This is a genomic window from Pseudomonas sp. YQ_5, assembly GCF_043103305.1.
Taxonomy (GTDB): domain Bacteria; phylum Pseudomonadota; class Gammaproteobacteria; order Pseudomonadales; family Pseudomonadaceae; genus Aquipseudomonas; species Aquipseudomonas putida_Y.
This window is the reverse complement of record NZ_JBICJS010000114.1, coordinates 1-16,537: the sequence shown is the minus strand read 5'-3', so window position 1 is coordinate 16,537 and position 16,537 is coordinate 1. Positions and strand designations below refer to the sequence as shown.

The following is a 16,537-nucleotide window of genomic DNA, read 5'->3' as shown; positions in this document are numbered from 1 at the left end:
CATGATTGCCGGCGGAGACGCTTGCAGGTCAATCTCTGGAAGAATCCTGTCGAGCAGGCACGGGGTGCCTAGTACCAATCTTGGAATCGATGGCCAGCGGCGTTTGCCTTCACCAAGCGCGCATGCCCATCAAGCCTGTCTCCGAGCCATTGCATGTGGGCTTTCCAGGTTCTTTCTTCGATGCCTTCTTCGTTATAAATTACGGCAACTGGAGGGGCGTGCTCCTCCAGCGATGCCTCATAGAATGACTCGCTGGTTGGTACGCGAAGCTCTGGGTAAACAACGATTTCTTCATTTTTTACTGAGACCACCAATCCTCTTCGGGACGAAGCGCCGAGCACTTTACCGCCGGCGGCCTCTACCGAAGACGTTAGCTTCCCGACAAGATCCCGGTACCTGATCGAGACGCTTTTGCTTCGATAGAGCTCGATTTTCTCGAGAATCTCGGTCAAAGCATCCGACTGAATCAGTCGATCCGCACCGAGATCAGAGTCCTCCAACTGAACTTGCCCACTGATCAAATGGATGTTGGTTGCTTCAACTCGTGGCCACCCAATGCGAAGCATGGCGAGTTTCCTCAACGAAGCCCTTTCGAACTCCAGCTCTGTCCAGCGGCCCTCGAAGTACCCTGAGCTATCGAGGTAGACGAGTACGTCGGAGTCGCAGAGGCGCTGCCATAGCACCTCTTGAAAGTGCTCTCCAGGTAAAATCCCGTGGGTGTCGAGGAAAACGTCGTACTGCCTCGCACACAGTTCTGAATACAGTTGCAGAGCGGCCTCTGTGGACTCTTTGCGTCGATAGCTGAGGAACACCCGGCGCTGACGTGGGATCAGCGAGCTTGCCTCCAGGAGACAGCTCGCCAGGATAGCTGGGCTCTGGGTCATCGCAACGCCGTTCAATGCTCCAAGTTTTCCGGGAAATTCGGCTTTAAAAGTATCTGGATCCCGCGCAACCGGAACCAGTGGTACTCGGCGGTCAATGAAATGCTCAATGGTTGCCTCATCAGTGGCATTGATGCTTGCGCAAAGGGCTGCGCAGCAGCGATCAAACTTGGGTCGGAAGCGCCTGGGATCTCCCCGAAACAGTGTCACGTCTTCATGAAGCACTAATCCGAGTTCTGAAATTCGCTCCTCTAGAGCGGCCTCGATCTCATCGGCAATAGCAGTGGGAAAGTCCCCTAGTAGGGCGAGGGAGTAGCGGGCGTCCATGAAGCTTCCGAGCCTCTCTATATCGTTGGCGTACAAGTGGCGGGCCGGGCACTCCGCACACCCAGTCGCCTGGGTGCGCTCAGTTCTGCCGGTCAACATGCTAAAAGTGGCGATAGGCTATCAGGTATCCAACCCACATGCTCTTGAATGCTGCTGGAAAGGTGCGGCCCTTTCCGTGCTTTCGTCCAGTAATCTGCAGCAGACAGATCAGAGCCGTCTGGGGGCGCTGCGCAGCTCACAAATGGAAACCATAAAAGTCGAGATGGTCAGGCATGCTCCGTGCGAACATTGCCGCATCGCAGCGCTCTATCTCAAGGAAATCCAATGCTGATGAGATTCGACCCTCCAACCCGCATCACCTACATCGCGTTGACTTACGCGATACCATGCTTGGCGATGTTAGCGCTATGGATGCAAGACGATTTGACGAATCTAACTGCAGCTCTGACGCTGGGTGTGGCTGCAACCTTGTTTCTTCGAATGGAGTGGATTCAGAACTTCGTTCGGGCTAAGTGGCAACGTGAGTATCAGCAAAAACTGGCCGCCACGGATGCGGCATTAGCTCGGGATGATCTAACCGCTATAGAGCGTCGTCGGCTTCAGCGCTATCGTAACCAACTGGCTGATCGCTACCATCTGGTTACCTCTCCAGCGGTAACCTACAAGCCGATCAATGTCATGGGGTATGTGCTCAAATTCAGTGTTTACGCGTTCAAGAGCTAGGTCGAGCTTGCTGGATTCTTAGCCTGTGGTTTTTTCGCAAAGCCGCTACGCTGCTGGATCACGACTTCAAGCGCCGCGGGCTACAGGGCATGCTTTGAGAGTCGGGTGCAGGGTCAATTGAGTCACGCACTCAGTGTTCGAGATGGGCAGCAATGCTCACCTCGGCGCGCTCAAGCTTCGAAGGAGCAGGGAATGAGCATTTTTAGTTGGCTGTTCAAAAGGCCCAAGGCCGTCAACGCTGAAGCCGACTCCGGGTCTCCAAAGGGGTGTCGCTCAACGCTCCAGGTTTCGCGTGATAAACATTTTTTGACGGTGGAGTCGCTCGACTTTTACGGCTTATATCAGCTGTCTAAGTCAAAGCAGTGGGCGGTTGGGTGGCGCGACTCAGATCCTGCGGCGGGCCGAGGAGGGCATCGGGAGTCGGGCCTTGGAGCCTACGTTCTGGCGGATCTGAGCAGCGGTACGGTCAGTTGCCACGGAAGCATGGCAAGACCAAACAACGGTCACGTTTCGGATTCCGGTGTTTTCTGCTTGGAGGACTGGCATTTTGGCAGCTCTCTTTCTGGAACATTCAATGTCTTCGATCCCGCGGGAGCTGTAATCATCACCAAAGAGCTCACGGCCAATATCTTCACCAGCGGCATTTCACGGAACGGGAAGTACGCTTTCTGCGCAACAGCAAACAGTCCTAGTGAGCATGGCAACAAGGTCTTCCTGTTCGACCTGCTCAAGCGGGCAGAGTTGTATTGCGTCATACCAAAAGCCGGATGGCCCGAGAGCTATGAGGTCGACGAGAAAACGGGAGAGCTGATTGCACACTTCAAGGGGGTCGGGAGCTTCCGGTACGACATTGATGGCCAATTCCTAGATGGTGATCAACTCGAGGATGCGAACCTCACCTCGTCTCGGTTTGAGCGCATTCTCCTCTCAGCAGAGAAGGTGCTAGGGGAGGTCGATCTAACAAACGAGCGCGTCGTTGAAGTCCTGGATGCTGTCCAGCGTGCCAGGTCGCTTGGCGCAGACCAATATCCTGTTTGGAGAGCCACTGCCTTGAAAGTACAGGGGCTCGCGCACGAGCACCTGGGCCAGTACGCCGAGGCTGTCCAGGTTTACGAAGAAGCGCTTTCTCTGAACCCTAAAATCGGCGTGAAGCGTAGACTCGCTTCTGTGGTGAAGCGGATCAACACTAGATAGCAGGAATGGTCTCTCAGGAACGTTGGGCGCGGTTTGTGTAAAGGAAGCGACTCGGAGAACCTCGAGCAGCCCAGACTTCCATGGCACGCTGAACGATCCGGTGTGTACTGGCTAGATTGAGCGTATTCCGTTCAGGATGCCAAAGGGTTGGCACGAACCTTCTGTCTTGCGGCGAAAGAAAGACCTCGAATTCGCTGTAAATGAGGTCGGGGCCGCGCCCCTTCGAGTCCTGCAGAGCTCGGACTATCTGATCCTCTAGATTGAGAGCCTGCAGACGCATAGTGGAGTTGATGACCACGATGTGGTGGTCGTTCAAACTTTTGGCTAGTTCATGAGCCTCAAAGATGATGCTGTCCAACACTGCGACCTGGTGCACTTTATGCCTCCGTATTGATGCGACCCGCTGGCACCTTAGAAAATCTCTCTGCCGGCTACCTGATAAACCTCAAGCCCGGGAGGCTGACAGTCTCGCTGGGGCACGTTCATTTGCTGCATCAGGCTCAGTAACAGCGCGAACCAGCCCAGTCCGCCTGAAGAAGCACAAGCCATACACCCAAACTGGCTTGATTTTCTGTGTAAACGAATGACCAACGCCTCATAGCACTGAATGTAAACTGATAGCGCTTGAGCTTCAGCTGTAACGGCTGACTGCATGAGGATTTCTGAGCGTTTCATCAGTCCACGCGAGCCATACACATACCGCGAGTGCCATGCATGCATACTTAAGCACTCCCGCAGTTCCAGCGAAGCTCATGGATTCCACGTCTCGATAGCACCACACCATCAGGTACCCCATCATTGCGCCCAGCGCCGCGCGAAAAGCTGTCAGCAGGCTTCCACCGATGTTAACGAAGAACGAATGTACCTCGCGAGATTTCCGAATGAGGCGGTACGCCCGGAACGTCACTCTGAAAATGAAAACACTCACCAAGCCGAAGGCGAAAAGCAGTCAAAGGTAGTAAGACATCAGGGTAGGAGCCGCCAAGAGCGCGTTCACCAGGTCGCTGACCTCTTTGGAAGATGTGCACGCAAAGAAAGGCGGTGCGCCGAGGAAAAAGGCATAGGTCAGTTCTCTGCGGGCGCGTCGGATAAAACCAAATTTCTGGTCTCTTTTCTGTAGCAAGGTTACGGACTTCCTGTATGTGACGACTTGATCAGCTGATCATTAAAAGCGGAATCTTGCGAGCCCCAGTAGGCCTTCAAGCATCTGCGAGAGGTAGTTCTCAGAGCCGAAGGCGAATCCTGCGGCCAGGGTAGGGGCCTTGAATTCTTCGGTTGCGTACTCGTGAGCGAAGCGGTTGATGGTCTCCGAATGCCATGAGATCCGTCCGCCTGCGATGGTTCTGATCTTACGATTTTGAATGATGTCGATCAGCGATTCCTCGCTGATTAGGCGCGTTTCGCAGAAGAAAAGGAAAGAAAGAAACTCAAACCGTTCGTAGAGCAATCCTGCGTCGTGCAGACCTGCAAAATCTGGCGCCCAGCGCGGTGCCAGTACTTCAGCGAGGCGGTTGCAGAACGGTGTAGTGGAGCTGTCTTGCCCCTCGAACATTCGCCAGCGTTCGAACAGGCCGATGCCCGCTTCGACGTACAGCGGAGCGAACCTTTCCCCTATGGTGCTAGGGATTTCGTGGCGGGCAATTAGCGGAGTGCTGAACAGTTTACGGAGCTCTGTCAGGCGTTCAGCCCGGACTAACCCCATTCCGTACGCGTAGATGACCAACGTCGCGGGATAGCTCTTCAGTGAGACCCAATGCTGCCAGCCGGATTGCTCTTTTTGAGATGCGGCATACAGCCCTTTAATGGCGTCCAGTACCAATGGGTACTCGCCACCGCTTCCCCAGCGTCCCAAAACTGCGCAGAGGCGAGCGAGAGGTTCGATAGTGGCTTCGTAGCTGACGACCCGATCTGTGAAGTCTTTCGGTGCATCTCCTTGAGGCGGTGAAGTGAACAATGGTGTTAGCTGTGTGAGGGAGCGCTGAGTCTGTGCTGTGATCAGGTCATCCAGCTGGATCCTGTGTTCCGGCTTCGCCAAGAAACGCTTGGCCATTGCAAGCGTCAGTTCTATTCCTGCCGGGTTGGGTAGCCGGGACTGTTGGATGGTTTCTAGCTTAAAGCTCAAGCCCTCAAAGAACGTGTCGGCATCCAAGCCATTCACCACGGTCGCTCTGCGCTGCGTGATGAGCTCTTGGCCGCGTTCGCATGGGCGGCCACGAGCTAGCCAGTATGTAGGATAACGACGAGAGGGGGCTCTGATGAACGCGGCTCTCAGCGCATGATCCCACTCACCTGACCAACCCGCGACGATCAGCCCAAATTCATCGATGATGCGATCAAGGAGCGTATTGAATGCGGGTGGATAGTCTCCCAACTCATCATCCGTGTTGAGGATCCTGGCATCCTTGTAATCGCCATGGATTTTCATGATGTAGCAAGTCGAGTGGGTAAGCGGCTCCGCGCCGGCGAAGCTATCAGCCGAGCTGACCACAGTAGGTTCGATGCCGACATCCCTTAGCGCGTTTTCCATCAGGCGATCGAAGTTCGTTGTCACAATCACGCGGATGTGGCCCGTCTTGACCATGTTCGCGATAGCTCGGTGTGCACGTGTGGGCAGTTTGAGGCCGTCCTCGGCCTCCTGTTCATTTGGTTCGAGAAAGCCCTGAATTATGGCTCTGCGTTCGGTTTGGGTCGCCGCCAGGCGCTCAAGTAGCTTGGAGTAGTTGGGCTGCTCACTCGTCTGCGCTACATACCAGGAGACCCAGTCATCCTGATCGCCCGCTCCTGTGGCGATGCCCCAGCGTTTGACCAGTTCCATTGTGATCTCCCAGCCCGTCTGTATTCCTGCGGAGCGGGAGACGCCTGAGCCAACAAGGACTGCGTAGACGCCTTTGTTTTCGAACATGGAGAAAGCAATTTGAGCCGTGGCATCAGGGGCTGTTGCGGTCATGCGGAGTCCTCGGTCATTAAGCGTAATACGCTCATAGGCAGTCGTGCGTTTCAGTCCCTTGGTACCGAGCCGACGTAGGCATGAGCTCCATGCCGCAAGGATGCTCGCCTCAGTTCACCCCCGTCCAGTCCAAGTGCTGGCAATTTGCCGTGTTTGCGTTCAGAGTGCTGTTGCCTGCCTGCTTCTACACGGGTGTGCTTAGCATTGTCCGCTATGCGGATCAGGTTCAGGACGTTTCAAAAACTCGCAGAAACTACAGATCAGAAGGGATTCAGTATGTATGTAGGGCTTGAGTTGACCAGCTATGAAAGCTATAGCTCGGTACCCGCGTCGGAAATCCAGAAGTTCAAGGATCAGGTGCAAGGTCAGTTCGGTGAGGTGTCCGACTACTTGATCGATGTATTCGAAGGCAGGCGTCTGATCGACGCTAACCTGCTGTCGAGGCATATCTTCCCTCAGCAGCAGAGGACGCACGTGTTTCTCTCGCACTCCCATGCTGACGAGGATAGGGCTGTCGAGCTTGCAATTAAGCTCCGTAATTGTGGCGTCAACGTGTTCGTGGATTCCTGTGTCTGGGGGGCGTCACAGCATCTTATTGAGAAGCTGATGGCTTTTTACGCAGACCAGAAAGCAGACGGACAGCCACTGAGTGAGCGTGAAGTAAGCGATCTTTCGGCTGGCGTGCATCTGATGCTGGTAGGTGCGCTTCAGGAGATGATTGATAGAACGGAGCTTTTCGTGTTCCTGAACACTGAAAATTCCGTTCCCTTGAAGGCTTACGAAGGTTCAGATCGCACGTTCTCGCCCTGGATATATTCGGAACTTCAGTTCAGCGCAATGGTGAGACGTCGGGTGCCAGCTCGCCGCAGACGCCGTAGCCCAGAGGTCTTGTCGTTGGAACACGAGCAGGCCAAACGCTTGCTGCCAAATTTTGCTCACAAGGCACTCAACTCTCACCTGCCCAAAGTCGACGGTTCAGAGTTCAGTGGCTGGATTGAGTTTTTGCTCGAAAAGGGTGAGCACGCTCTTGACAGCTTGTATGGGCACTTCGAGATACCAGGCCAGTTCAGAAGGCTTCGGGCTCAGTCGGCTGCTAAGAGCAAAAAGCTCTTGTAAGAAGGCTCTTGGCGCCTTCTCAACACCTACATGGATTGAAAAATGGCATTTTTTACGAAATCTGAGGCGCGTGCCGCAGCAAAACGAGCGATGAGGAATCGCAGCCTCGGCGAGATGATGAGCGAATCGATGGAGTCCAGTAAGCGGGCGACCAGGTTCGACGTTTTCCTGTCCCACTCGATCAACGATGCTGAGTTAGTACTTGGGGTGAAGGTGCTGCTGGAGGAAATGGGCAAAAAGGTTTATGTCGATTGGGTAGACGATCCTGAATTGGATCGTAGCCAGGTGAACAAACATACGGCGGAACGGCTGCGAGGTCGGATGAAGCAGTCCGATACGCTTCTCTACATCGCTACCGAGAACGCTACGAATTCGAAGTGGATGCCCTGGGAACTGGGCTATTTCGACGGCCATAAACCCAACAAAGTCGCCATCCTCCCTGTCCTGGAAAAGGAAAACCAGAAATTTGAAGGGCAGGAGTACCTGGGGTTGTATCCGACGGTAGACAAAGACAGCTTGAGCGAGCCTCCTCGGCAGAGTCGAGACCCTCTCAGGGATCTGGAGGCCCTGCGCAGGGGGCTTCCGGGCGGGCCGCTCCCGGGGTTCGGTAAGATCTATCTTTGATCGATGACGTAATTTTCACAATGCGCAGCGTACCTTGAGATAGCTCCCTAATGATTGAGTCCAGCCCGCTCTCCCCATCGCGGGCTTTTTTTTGCCTCCGGTTTCGTGCCCAGAGAAGATTCTCGTTTCGTAGACACGCAAAGGGCGTCTTGTCCTCACGGCTGCCTGGCAACATTCGGGTTGTTGATCCACAGGAGCTGAACACACACGAGGTGCCATAGCGCACCTCGCCGAGCTGGGTTCGACCTACTGCTCGCAGTGTCACTTGATCGTGAGTTGTCCTGCGAGTAGCCAGCTCGTGCGAGCACGTCGGGATAGATCAACGGTGTAGGCCCTAGCTAGGCATTGCGAGTCCGGGCTCCTCCCTTACGCAGCCGTGTGGGAGTTGATGACGTAGACCACCACCACTGCAGTGATAGCCACCAACACCGCCCCATGGAAGACGATTAACGTTTTTGATAGCGTGGCTTTGAGCCAATTTTTCCACCCTTGGCCTTTATCGATCACCATCAGAAAGTCGATCTGGTCTTTGTCAGTCGCTCGAACCTTGTCGTAGAGCCTGCGGTAGCAACGCTCAAGCGCCAGGAAGTAGCCATCCAGCCCCCAAAACGCGATGCCTGGGATGTAGGCCAGCAGAGCGAAGCCCTTGTCAGAATCTTTGGCGGACAGTGCGAACAGCGCCGAGATCAGGATGATCGACCAACCTTTGAGCAGAAACGAGTTAGTAGAAAGGCGATTGACTACGCCTTGAACGAATTCAAGGTGTTTGAGCTTGGCATCCATGGGGTATATCCGTCAGAAGTTGCGGTATAAAAGATCGATGGCTTTCGAACCTCTAAGGGTGGACGCCTGTAGCATCCACTTTCGAAAATCGCTTTCTGCAATAGAGGTTAGGTGGCCGGTAGGGGCATCATGTACGACATTGAAATGCTCGTTAGAAACTACTTCGTCCATCGCACGTTTGCCCTCTATCGCCATTTTGTAACGTGAGCGACGCCGTACCAATGTACTGAAATTGAGCTCCATGTGTATCCACGGAGACAAGGTCTTTCGCTCTTCATTTACTGAATGCTTCAGCGAGATCGAATGCTCCGTGTTCATGAAGATGATCGTATCTGTCTGATCAATCATGCGCTGCAGGGCGGTGGTCAGGATCATGTGTATGTGCGCTGTCAAGCGATTACGCTCATCGTAATCGTAATCGATTTGACCTTGACGGCGGCGGTACTTGTCGATGGCCTTCAGCAAATCGTAGATCGAGCCCCAGACGCAAGAGTCAATAAATACATTCAGGCCGCACTTCTCTTGGAGCTCTAGTGCGATTTGGATCGCCTCGTTCGCGTCAGCGGAGGAATGAGACAAAAAAATGTCAGCCTTCACTGCCGGGAAGAGAGCCTCCAATATGAGGGACGCATCGAATGTGTCCTCGTCAATCATTAGCTGGGCGAGGTCGTCAACGCGCTTTTGGTTTGCATCTTTATAAGCATGGACTTTTGTGAAGTCTACGGGGTATGGGCCGGTGTTAATGCTCAGGTTGAAGCCGCGATCCATTAAACTCTTCCTTAATTACTAAAAATCCGTTCGCTGTTCGGATCGATGCCTAGAACGCTGTTGAACAGAGAGAAATAGTCCCCAGACTCTTCAAGCTCCTGAATGGCTGGGTCTGATTGCGTACAGGGAAGGGTCGCTGTAGCGCCGCCACCGGCTCGGACTGCGATCACTTTGGCGTCAGGGGATTTTTCTCTGAACATTTCATATTCGTCGACAATGCCCTTCATGCCGCCGATGAAAATACCGACCTCAAATTCGTTATCTTCCAGCATTCGCCGGCGCATAGACAAAATACTGTCTTTGAGTTCTGCTTCCTTGGGGATTACCCGAATGTCAGCAAATCCCTGATTCTCAAGAGGGAATTTGTCTTCAAAAAATGCGGACTGGTAAATGGTCACGCATTCAATGGTATTGAGCCCAAAGCTCCTGCCCGCGGCATAAACCATGGGTGTGATTGAAGGGTGCCCGCCAAATACCAAGCGCTGTCGTCCCAGTGCCAGGAGCAACAGTGATCTTACCGCTATTTGTATTTGATACGGATGGCAAGAATCAAAAAATTCTCTGCCATAGGTTGGCACGCTGGCGGATAGAAATATTGATTTCTTCATTTTCGCCAGTCCAGGAATCGCCAGCCCGAATTATAGGGTTCGACTAACCGCACGTCCTTTTCGAGGTAGTTGCTGATCCATTCCATATGTGTCTGCCACCTACGTTCTTCAATACCCGCATTATCATATACTACGGCTACTGGCGCAGGGTGATTGTCAAGGGTGGCGTCGTGCAGGGTGTAGGTCGTCGGCACGCCGAGCGCTGGATAGACGTAAATTGGCTCTCCACGTTTTGGCTTGACGGTGAGGCTGCGTCGGAGTGAATAGCCCTCGATTGTCGCTTGGGCACGCTCCAAGGAGGTACCGAATGCGTTCATCAGCAGGCGATAGCGGGTAGCGACGCCTTCTGCGCGCAGATCCTCAGCCGATCGGCAGATGTGTGCGAGGCATTGATTGGTGAGCGACACGCCATCCGACAAGAAATCGTCTTTGGTCAGGCGTAAATCCAACGTAGCTTGGCTTCGATCATCCAGATCTACTTCTGGCCAGCCAGCCCTGAGAATGGGAACACCTCGGAACACGGCGCGCCCAAACTCTGCTGTTGTCCAACGGCTGTCGAAGTAGGACGGGGTATCCAGGTAGATCATGACATCGCTGTCGCACAGCTTTTGCCACAGCACCTCCTGAAAGTGCTCCCCTGGCAAGATCTCATGCGTGTCGAGGAAAACGTCGAACAACCGTTCTGAAAGCGCCGCATAGAGCTGTAGCGCTGCGGTGGTTGATTCCGTTCGTCTGTAGCTCAGGAAAACGCGTCGTTGCCGAGGCAAGAGCGAGGCGCATTCTAGCAAGCAATTGACGATGGTCGGGATGTCCGATGAGTCCAGTCCTAGCCCGTTGAGGATTGATACTGACGGAGGAAACTCCGCGGCCAGATGCCCGAGCTTCGACGCCACTGGGATGACAGGCACACCATCCTTCATCAATTTCGTGATGTGTACGTCTTGGCCATTAGGGAGAGGGAAACACAGGGCTGCGGTGCATTTCCCGTTGGCAACGCGGTACTCGTCGGGCATACCTGTGTACCAGTCGACCTCAACGCCGAGGTTGAGTGACAGTACCGCGAGCTTCGCTTTCAAGGCTTCGTAGAATTCGTCAACGAAGCCTTCGGGAGGCGAGCCGAAAATAGCCAGGTAGTAAGAGGCGTGCTGCATGGTGTTACTCATTGGCAGAGTCGAGAGAGGGCGGTTAGTAACGCTTTCGGATCGCTATCGCTTCTTCGACCCACCTGCCAAGATTCTGAGAGATGGTGGCGTACCGTGTGGCGCTGTCATAGCCCGCTGGATCGTAAGTGCGAACGATGTTGGAAAGAGGGACATTGTCCACATTGAAGCCGGTGAACGGATTTGAACCGACTCTGGAGGTCTGGTTGTTGCGATCAGTTATGCCGTGAATGTAGACCCCGACCAGGCCCATGCCTTTGTTCCAGGCTTGCTCAATTTCGTAGTTGATCCATTTGCGTCCCGCAGTTTGTGAGCCGATTAGCACAATCGCGCAGGAGCAGCCGTTCATTTCGGCGGCAATCCAGTTTTTGATTGCCTGTTCGCTGCCATTTTTCACAGCTTCCCAGCCGTTGTCATAGGCCTCGCGGGCGCCATGGATAGCGCCGATCGAGCGAATCTTGGCCGCTCGCCAATTGTCGGCTTCGTAGTGAAAGCTGTAAAAGCAGTGGCGCATGATTCCATCTCCGCGCAGGTAATGCAGCACCGAATGCTCGGCGCTACGAGGACGTTGATATCATAGGGCCGCTACTCTTGGGGCGCTACATCACGATTGCAAAAAGGCTGCGTAGACTCAAGCGCTTGCGCTGGACGCGCGTGGTTGAGCGTGCGCAGTTCAAGTTACGCAGGTTGCTCGGCCTTACTGGCTTCCAAGCGCTCGTAAACGTTCTTGAGCGCTTCCCGGCGCTGCTGCGCATCTGGGGCCTCCACCTTCGCAAGAAGCCAATCTGCGGCTGCGTTTAGCTCCATCACGCCCAGATCCTCGCCTGGACGAGCCTCAATCTGGCCGTTTCGTCGAGCTCTGAGGTTAAATCGGCTCGCTACCGAGGCGGGTTCGAGTCGTGATAACGTCGGAGCCACGAATTCATAGGGAGCGCCGTAATGGCAAAAGTGTTTTTCTCATACAGTCATGATGATGAAGCACTGCGCAATCAACTGGAAAAGCACCTCGCCTCCCTGAGGTACGAGGGGCTGGTTGATTCGTGGCATGACCGGCGCTTGGTCGCCGGCGAGATGGTAGACAGTGCGATCGATGCGCAAATTGATGCTGCGGATATCGTGTTGCTGTTGGTCAGTGCCAGCTTCCTGAGCTCTCACTATTGCTATTCGGTAGAGATGCAACGCGCACTGGCCCGGCATGCTGCAGGGGAGTGCCGGGTTGTGCCAGTCATTCTGCGCGCGTGTGATTGGACTCATAGTCCGATGGGTAAGCTACTAGCGGTGCCTCAGGATGGGAAACCAATCACCAGTTGGACGAACCCTGATGAGGCTTTCACTGATGTGGTACGTCAGATTCGAGTACTGATCAAGGAAATATCGCCTGGCAATCCCGGACGTGGTGCAGTGGCTCAATCCCATCGACCATCTGCTGCCCATGGTGCCGCAGCGGACACGGTAATTTCGACGATGTTTGAGTCGGTGCGTTCGAGTAACCTGAGGCTTCGAAAAACCTTCACAGACTTCGAAATTGATCAGTTCGCTCATGATGGTTTCACTTACATCCAGCGTTTTTTCGAGAATTCATTAGCTGAGCTTCAGGCGCGTAACCCTGGGATTCAAGCAACATTGAGACGACTGAGTGACACGCGGTTCGCGGCTTCCATCTATCGGGACGGGAAGGTCGCTTCGGAATGTGCGATTGGGATGGGGGATGGTATCAATCGGAACGGTATCACCTACTCGGCTCAAGTATCCTCAAATGGATTTAACGAAATGCTCTCCGTGAGCACGGATGACCAGTCGATCTTCTTCAAGCCTCTGATGGGATTCTCTCGGAATACTCGTGATGAGAAGCTGAGCCACGAAGGTGCTGCAGAGGCGTTCTGGGCGAAACTTCTTGAGCCTCTCCAGCGCTAGGCCAGTTGACCTTATATTTTCCGCGCGCCGTGGAACGGGTTTACTTGGACTTTCCACGGATCAGCATTTTCGGAGCGTGAGGTCACTGCCTCCAATTTGCTCGGGGTATGCTGCCTGAGGCACTGTACTTCGGTGTTAAGACGTAGCGAATACGGGTGGACACTTTTACTCTTGCAGATTCAGTTCGCTATCAAATCGTCGAGCGCCTGATCAGATTTATAAAGTAGGTGAAGACAAGCCTAAGATATTGACCTAAGATATGTCTACTGTTCGTCTAGTGATCTCTCGTTTTAAGGAGTTTTTATGTCTCGTTTGGTAGAATTTCGGCAGTTGGAGCAAAAGCTAGCAGAGCAGCTCGCTGAACTTGAGGCGATGAAGGGGAGCTCTGAGCTTCAGCATGAAATTGAATTCGAGAAAAAGCTGAGGGATTTGCTAGCGAAGTACAACTATAGCTTGCGTGATGTCATCAATATACTCGACCCGCAAACTGGCCGTGTCAGTGTAGAGCCTAAAGCAGCTAAAGCAACACGAAAGGCACGTGAAGTTAAGGTGTACAAAAATCCTAATAACGGTGAAACCATCGAAACTAAAGGTGGTAATCATAGACTTCTGAAGGAGTGGAAGGCTAAGTATGGGGCAGAAGAAGTTGAGACTTGGGTTTCCAAGTGAAATATGTGATTTGATCTGAATGCCCGAAATAAAGCCCCGGTACATGGGGCTTTATTTTATTAAGCGCGTGAGTTTATGTCTGGCTATTCAAGCGCTAGATTGTCAATTTTATGTTCGTAATATCGATTGGTTATATGGCAGGTGGCATAGAGGTCGTCCAGAACCTCTCCAGCATCAGTAAATTTCTTCGCCGCTAGGTCATGGTACCACTTGCTGAAGTCTGTGCCTTTTACAGATGGCAGATGCTCCTTTGAAATTTTGAACGCCATCTCATACGGCTGTAATTGCTTTGACTCAGTCATGTAGCTCTCAAATCCAGCGACGCTCGGTAGAGATTTCTTATTTTTCAAGCGTGGCGGAAGCACCTGTTGAACCTGGGCGCTGAATTGAAGCTCGGCATAGATCCACGGGGAAAGGGTTCTATCGCTGACATCGTTTTCAAATGGTACTGATTTTTCCGTGCGTAGAAAAACAAAAGCTTCGGTACGCCAAATCATTTGGTGGATGGCGGCAGAAAGCAGCGTATGCACGGCTGCGCTCACTCTGACTATTTGAGAATCTCTCGTTTCGTTCTCGAGTGGGCCGGACTGATCAAGAATCAGTTCTATTAATTTCTCGGAGTGTCCCCAGACGCATGAGTCTACGAATACCCTGATCCCTTTATCTTTAAGAGAAAGAGCTAGCTCGATTGCTTTACTTTGATCGGCATGGGAATGTGAGAGGAAAATATCATAGTCTGATCGAGGAAATAGACTAGCGGAAATTTTCTCGGCATCGAGATGTTGAATGGTATGCGAAGTTGATGCAACATATTTGGCTAAGTCGTAGATATTTGCGTCGTTTAAAGCACTGAAGCTCCATACGTCGAGGTCGTCTTGGTGGGTTAGGCCTTGATAGTCTGTTAATTCGAAGCCAATAAACATGTTAAGTCCTTTATCAGTCCATTGTGGTGGTGGTACTTGAGATCTAATTGGCTAATCCTAGTTATTTCAGGAAGCGCACCCATTTCCCTTTACCTTGCGGGTCAAATAGGGCTAAACCCCCACCTGAGGCTCGGTCGACTTTGTTGTAGAGTTTTAGATGCTCGTTGCCGTAGTGGTGGCCGCTATTGTCGTTGGTAGAAATTATTGCAATTTTCTCGATTCGCTTTTTCCCATCGGCATACCCGATCTCCCAAGGGCACCAGTGAGAAGCCTGAGAGTTTTGAGTCGCGAGAAATAAAAACCAATCAGCGGCGACGATAGCATTCTTGATACGGCTAGCCGTTACTGCGTCGGGCGACTCAGGCATGGCTTGATCCTGCCAATCAATATACACATCCCAGCCCTCTCGACGTAGTGTCTCCTGGAGCCCCAACGCGAGCTTCATATCTTTGTGGCTATGGCTCAGAAAAGCAGTGGGTTGACCAGATCGTTTAGATACATGGCCCTGAGGGACACGTGTTGTAGCGCTGTAGAAAAGGTCAGATTGCCGAATCGCCATAGAGAAACGCCCTCAAAAAATAGAGGCAAAATGCCAGCTTTCTTGGGCTGCCACAACATGCTGATCTTAAGCAGGAAGGCGAATGCGTCTGCTGACGGTCTCACCACCAGCTCAGCAGCAACGTGATGAAGCCATCCGATTTGGCTACCGTTCGTCAGGTGTATTCGGCTTTAATAGCCATAAATTGACTTGTTAAAATAAAACAAGTTTCAAGAGTTAAGATCCGCGCTAGCGTTAACCGTAATCTCTTGATTTTTCTAGGCTTGGGCCATTGTTGCGTGTATAACTGTGGCTCAAAATGTGTATTGTGAAATATCATTATACCGTGGAAGCTTGTTTTATAGTTTAATTTTGATCGTCGCCCCTCTCGCTTGAAGGCCTTGAGCGCTCCTTGCATGGCTGCATTTTGCGGTTAAGCTGCGAGCACAGTAAATCATTTCATAGGGCCTTACATGGTGTCCTGGGAGGTGGCGTGTCAAAGAATAAATTAATTAGGATGCTTGCGATCGCAGTGTTTTTTCTGCTGATTAGTCTATGGTCGCATTCGGCTTATTGAGCCTTGGTTTGATAGCGTTCGCTTTAAGCCTAAGCGGACGTTGCTTTTTTGGAGTAATGGATGATGGACGCACGTATCGAAGGTCTGTGTGCATCAACGCGTATGCAGTGCTTATAAAGGGAGCCAGGTTTATTCTTGATTCTCTCTAGGTTTGAGCAGGTCGTTGTTGTGCAGATGCCTCAGAGATAATTCGGCTAGTATCTGTGCATAGCTCATCATGAGACTCAGCAGGTCGCTCAGATTAAAAGTTGAAAAAATGCCGTATGTTGGGTCGGTGTGGCCGAGAAGGAAAACGTGCGTTTCTTCGCTGCTTTTCAGCTTGCTGAAAAATTTATTGGCTTTTAGTGATAGTGCTGGTTTGTCTCTATCATTGATGCCGCAATCTCTAAAGATGCGTTCAATTACCTTCTCTTTATTTTTGACTACGCCTGAGTTATGTACGATCAAGTGACGCAGTTTCGATATTAAGCAGAGGTCAAAACCAACATGGCAGTCAAGTTTGTTTTTGGTTTCAATTTTTCTTAGTTCGTCGAATTTATTTCGGAAATATGCGAGGATGCTGTTTGGTTTGCTTTTCTTGATGGCTACTTGGCTTAAGAACCAGTCAAAGTCTTTCGTGGGTAAATCAGAGCGATGAGTGTTTTTGAAGTCTGAAACAGGCCAGAAATCGTAGTCGACGTAGCCCATTCCAGCGTAGAGGTTCTCAAGAAAATCTTCGAACCCCTCGTAAGCTTCTGCCAATACCCACTGGTAGTGTCGGTTTTTATGGATGTGAGCTGACCTAA

Annotated in this window: 16 protein-coding genes and 1 pseudogene; 7 read left to right on the top strand and 10 right to left on the bottom strand. The window is 52.3% G+C overall.

All coding sequences use genetic code 11. The annotated features are described in order from the left end of the window. Nucleotides 1-68: 68 nt before the first annotated feature. Nucleotides 69-1,208, bottom strand: a complete 1,140-nt coding sequence (locus tag ACF8EA_RS24970) for a toll/interleukin-1 receptor domain-containing protein (RefSeq protein ID WP_392523613.1) — start codon at nt 1,206-1,208, stop codon at nt 69-71. On the opposite strand from ACF8EA_RS24970, the gene ACF8EA_RS24965 reads away from it, so the two are divergent. The 3 genes from ACF8EA_RS24965 to ACF8EA_RS24955 all read left to right on the top strand — a co-directional run bounded on the left by ACF8EA_RS24965 (nt 1,207) and on the right by ACF8EA_RS24955 (nt 3,125). After that, on the top strand, nt 1,207-1,539 hold the full coding sequence (locus ACF8EA_RS24965; RefSeq protein ID WP_392523611.1) for a hypothetical protein: 333 nt from the start codon (nt 1,207-1,209) through the stop codon (nt 1,537-1,539). The two genes, ACF8EA_RS24970 and ACF8EA_RS24965, sit on opposite strands and share 2 nt — an antisense overlap. Further along, nucleotides 1,533-1,931, top strand: a complete 399-nt coding sequence (locus ACF8EA_RS24960; protein ID WP_392523610.1) for a hypothetical protein — start codon at nt 1,533-1,535, stop codon at nt 1,929-1,931. The genes ACF8EA_RS24965 and ACF8EA_RS24960 overlap by 7 nt, the downstream gene beginning before the upstream one ends. 192 nt (nt 1,932-2,123) lie before the next feature. Further along, complete coding sequence (locus tag ACF8EA_RS24955) at nt 2,124-3,125, top strand: tetratricopeptide repeat protein (RefSeq protein WP_392523609.1); 1,002 nt, start codon at nt 2,124-2,126, stop codon at nt 3,123-3,125. Between the two features lie 1,165 nt (nt 3,126-4,290). On the opposite strand, the gene ACF8EA_RS24950 is transcribed toward ACF8EA_RS24955, so the two are convergent. Beyond that, nucleotides 4,291-6,072, bottom strand: coding sequence for an SIR2 family protein (locus ACF8EA_RS24950; RefSeq protein ID WP_392523608.1), 1,782 nt, complete (start codon nt 6,070-6,072; stop codon nt 4,291-4,293). A gap of 276 nt (nt 6,073-6,348) precedes the next feature. Between ACF8EA_RS24950 and ACF8EA_RS24945 the strand changes: the two genes are divergently transcribed. After that, on the top strand, nt 6,349-7,188 hold the full coding sequence (locus tag ACF8EA_RS24945) for a hypothetical protein (protein WP_392523607.1): 840 nt from the start codon (nt 6,349-6,351) through the stop codon (nt 7,186-7,188). Nucleotides 7,189-7,230: 42 nt separating this feature from the next. Beyond that, complete coding sequence (locus ACF8EA_RS24940) at nt 7,231-7,812, top strand: toll/interleukin-1 receptor domain-containing protein (protein WP_102682625.1); 582 nt, start codon at nt 7,231-7,233, stop codon at nt 7,810-7,812. A gap of 366 nt (nt 7,813-8,178) precedes the next feature. On the opposite strand, the gene ACF8EA_RS24935 is transcribed toward ACF8EA_RS24940, so the two are convergent. The 5 genes from ACF8EA_RS24935 to ACF8EA_RS24915 are packed head-to-tail and all read right to left on the bottom strand — an operon-like array spanning nt 8,179 to nt 11,675. Then, nucleotides 8,179-8,595, bottom strand: a complete 417-nt coding sequence (locus ACF8EA_RS24935) for a hypothetical protein (protein WP_102682624.1) — start codon at nt 8,593-8,595, stop codon at nt 8,179-8,181. 12 nt (nt 8,596-8,607) lie between these two features. After that, on the bottom strand, nt 8,608-9,363 hold the full coding sequence (locus tag ACF8EA_RS24930; protein ID WP_102682623.1) for a hypothetical protein: 756 nt from the start codon (nt 9,361-9,363) through the stop codon (nt 8,608-8,610). An 11-nt stretch (nt 9,364-9,374) separates the two neighbouring features. Further along, nucleotides 9,375-9,971: a hypothetical protein gene (locus ACF8EA_RS24925; protein WP_392523604.1), complete on the bottom strand. Its 597-nt coding sequence runs from the start codon at nt 9,969-9,971 to the stop codon at nt 9,375-9,377. Continuing rightward, nucleotides 9,968-11,122, bottom strand: coding sequence for a toll/interleukin-1 receptor domain-containing protein (locus tag ACF8EA_RS24920; protein WP_392523602.1), 1,155 nt, complete (start codon nt 11,120-11,122; stop codon nt 9,968-9,970). Before ACF8EA_RS24920 ends, ACF8EA_RS24925 begins: the two co-directional genes overlap by 4 nt. Before the next feature lie 34 nt (nt 11,123-11,156). Further along, a complete protein-coding gene (locus ACF8EA_RS24915) occupies nt 11,157-11,675 on the bottom strand; it encodes a TIR domain-containing protein (RefSeq protein ID WP_207238334.1) in 519 nt (172 codons plus the stop codon). A 395-nt stretch (nt 11,676-12,070) separates the two neighbouring features. Between ACF8EA_RS24915 and ACF8EA_RS24910 the strand changes: the two genes are divergently transcribed. Beyond that, the gene (locus ACF8EA_RS24910; RefSeq protein WP_392523600.1) at nt 12,071-13,045 is read left to right on the top strand and encodes a toll/interleukin-1 receptor domain-containing protein; all 975 of its coding nucleotides are present in this window, start codon (nt 12,071-12,073) and stop codon (nt 13,043-13,045) included. Nucleotides 13,046-13,348: 303 nt separating this feature from the next. Next, nucleotides 13,349-13,714, top strand: coding sequence for a histone-like nucleoid-structuring protein, MvaT/MvaU family (locus ACF8EA_RS24905; RefSeq protein ID WP_392523599.1), 366 nt, complete (start codon nt 13,349-13,351; stop codon nt 13,712-13,714). An 83-nt stretch (nt 13,715-13,797) separates the two neighbouring features. Here the strand turns inward: ACF8EA_RS24905 and ACF8EA_RS24900 are convergent, their stop codons facing one another. The 3 genes and pseudogenes from ACF8EA_RS24900 to ACF8EA_RS24890 form a co-directional block, all read right to left on the bottom strand. Then, on the bottom strand, nt 13,798-14,637 hold the full coding sequence (locus ACF8EA_RS24900; protein WP_392523597.1) for a hypothetical protein: 840 nt from the start codon (nt 14,635-14,637) through the stop codon (nt 13,798-13,800). A gap of 61 nt (nt 14,638-14,698) precedes the next feature. Then, nucleotides 14,699-15,196 (bottom strand): toll/interleukin-1 receptor domain-containing protein, encoded by a 498-nt coding sequence (locus ACF8EA_RS24895; protein WP_392523595.1) that lies wholly within the window; start codon nt 15,194-15,196, stop codon nt 14,699-14,701. Between the two features lie 685 nt (nt 15,197-15,881). Continuing rightward, nucleotides 15,882-16,537: pseudogene (locus ACF8EA_RS24890) on the bottom strand (hypothetical protein); the annotation flags it as partial.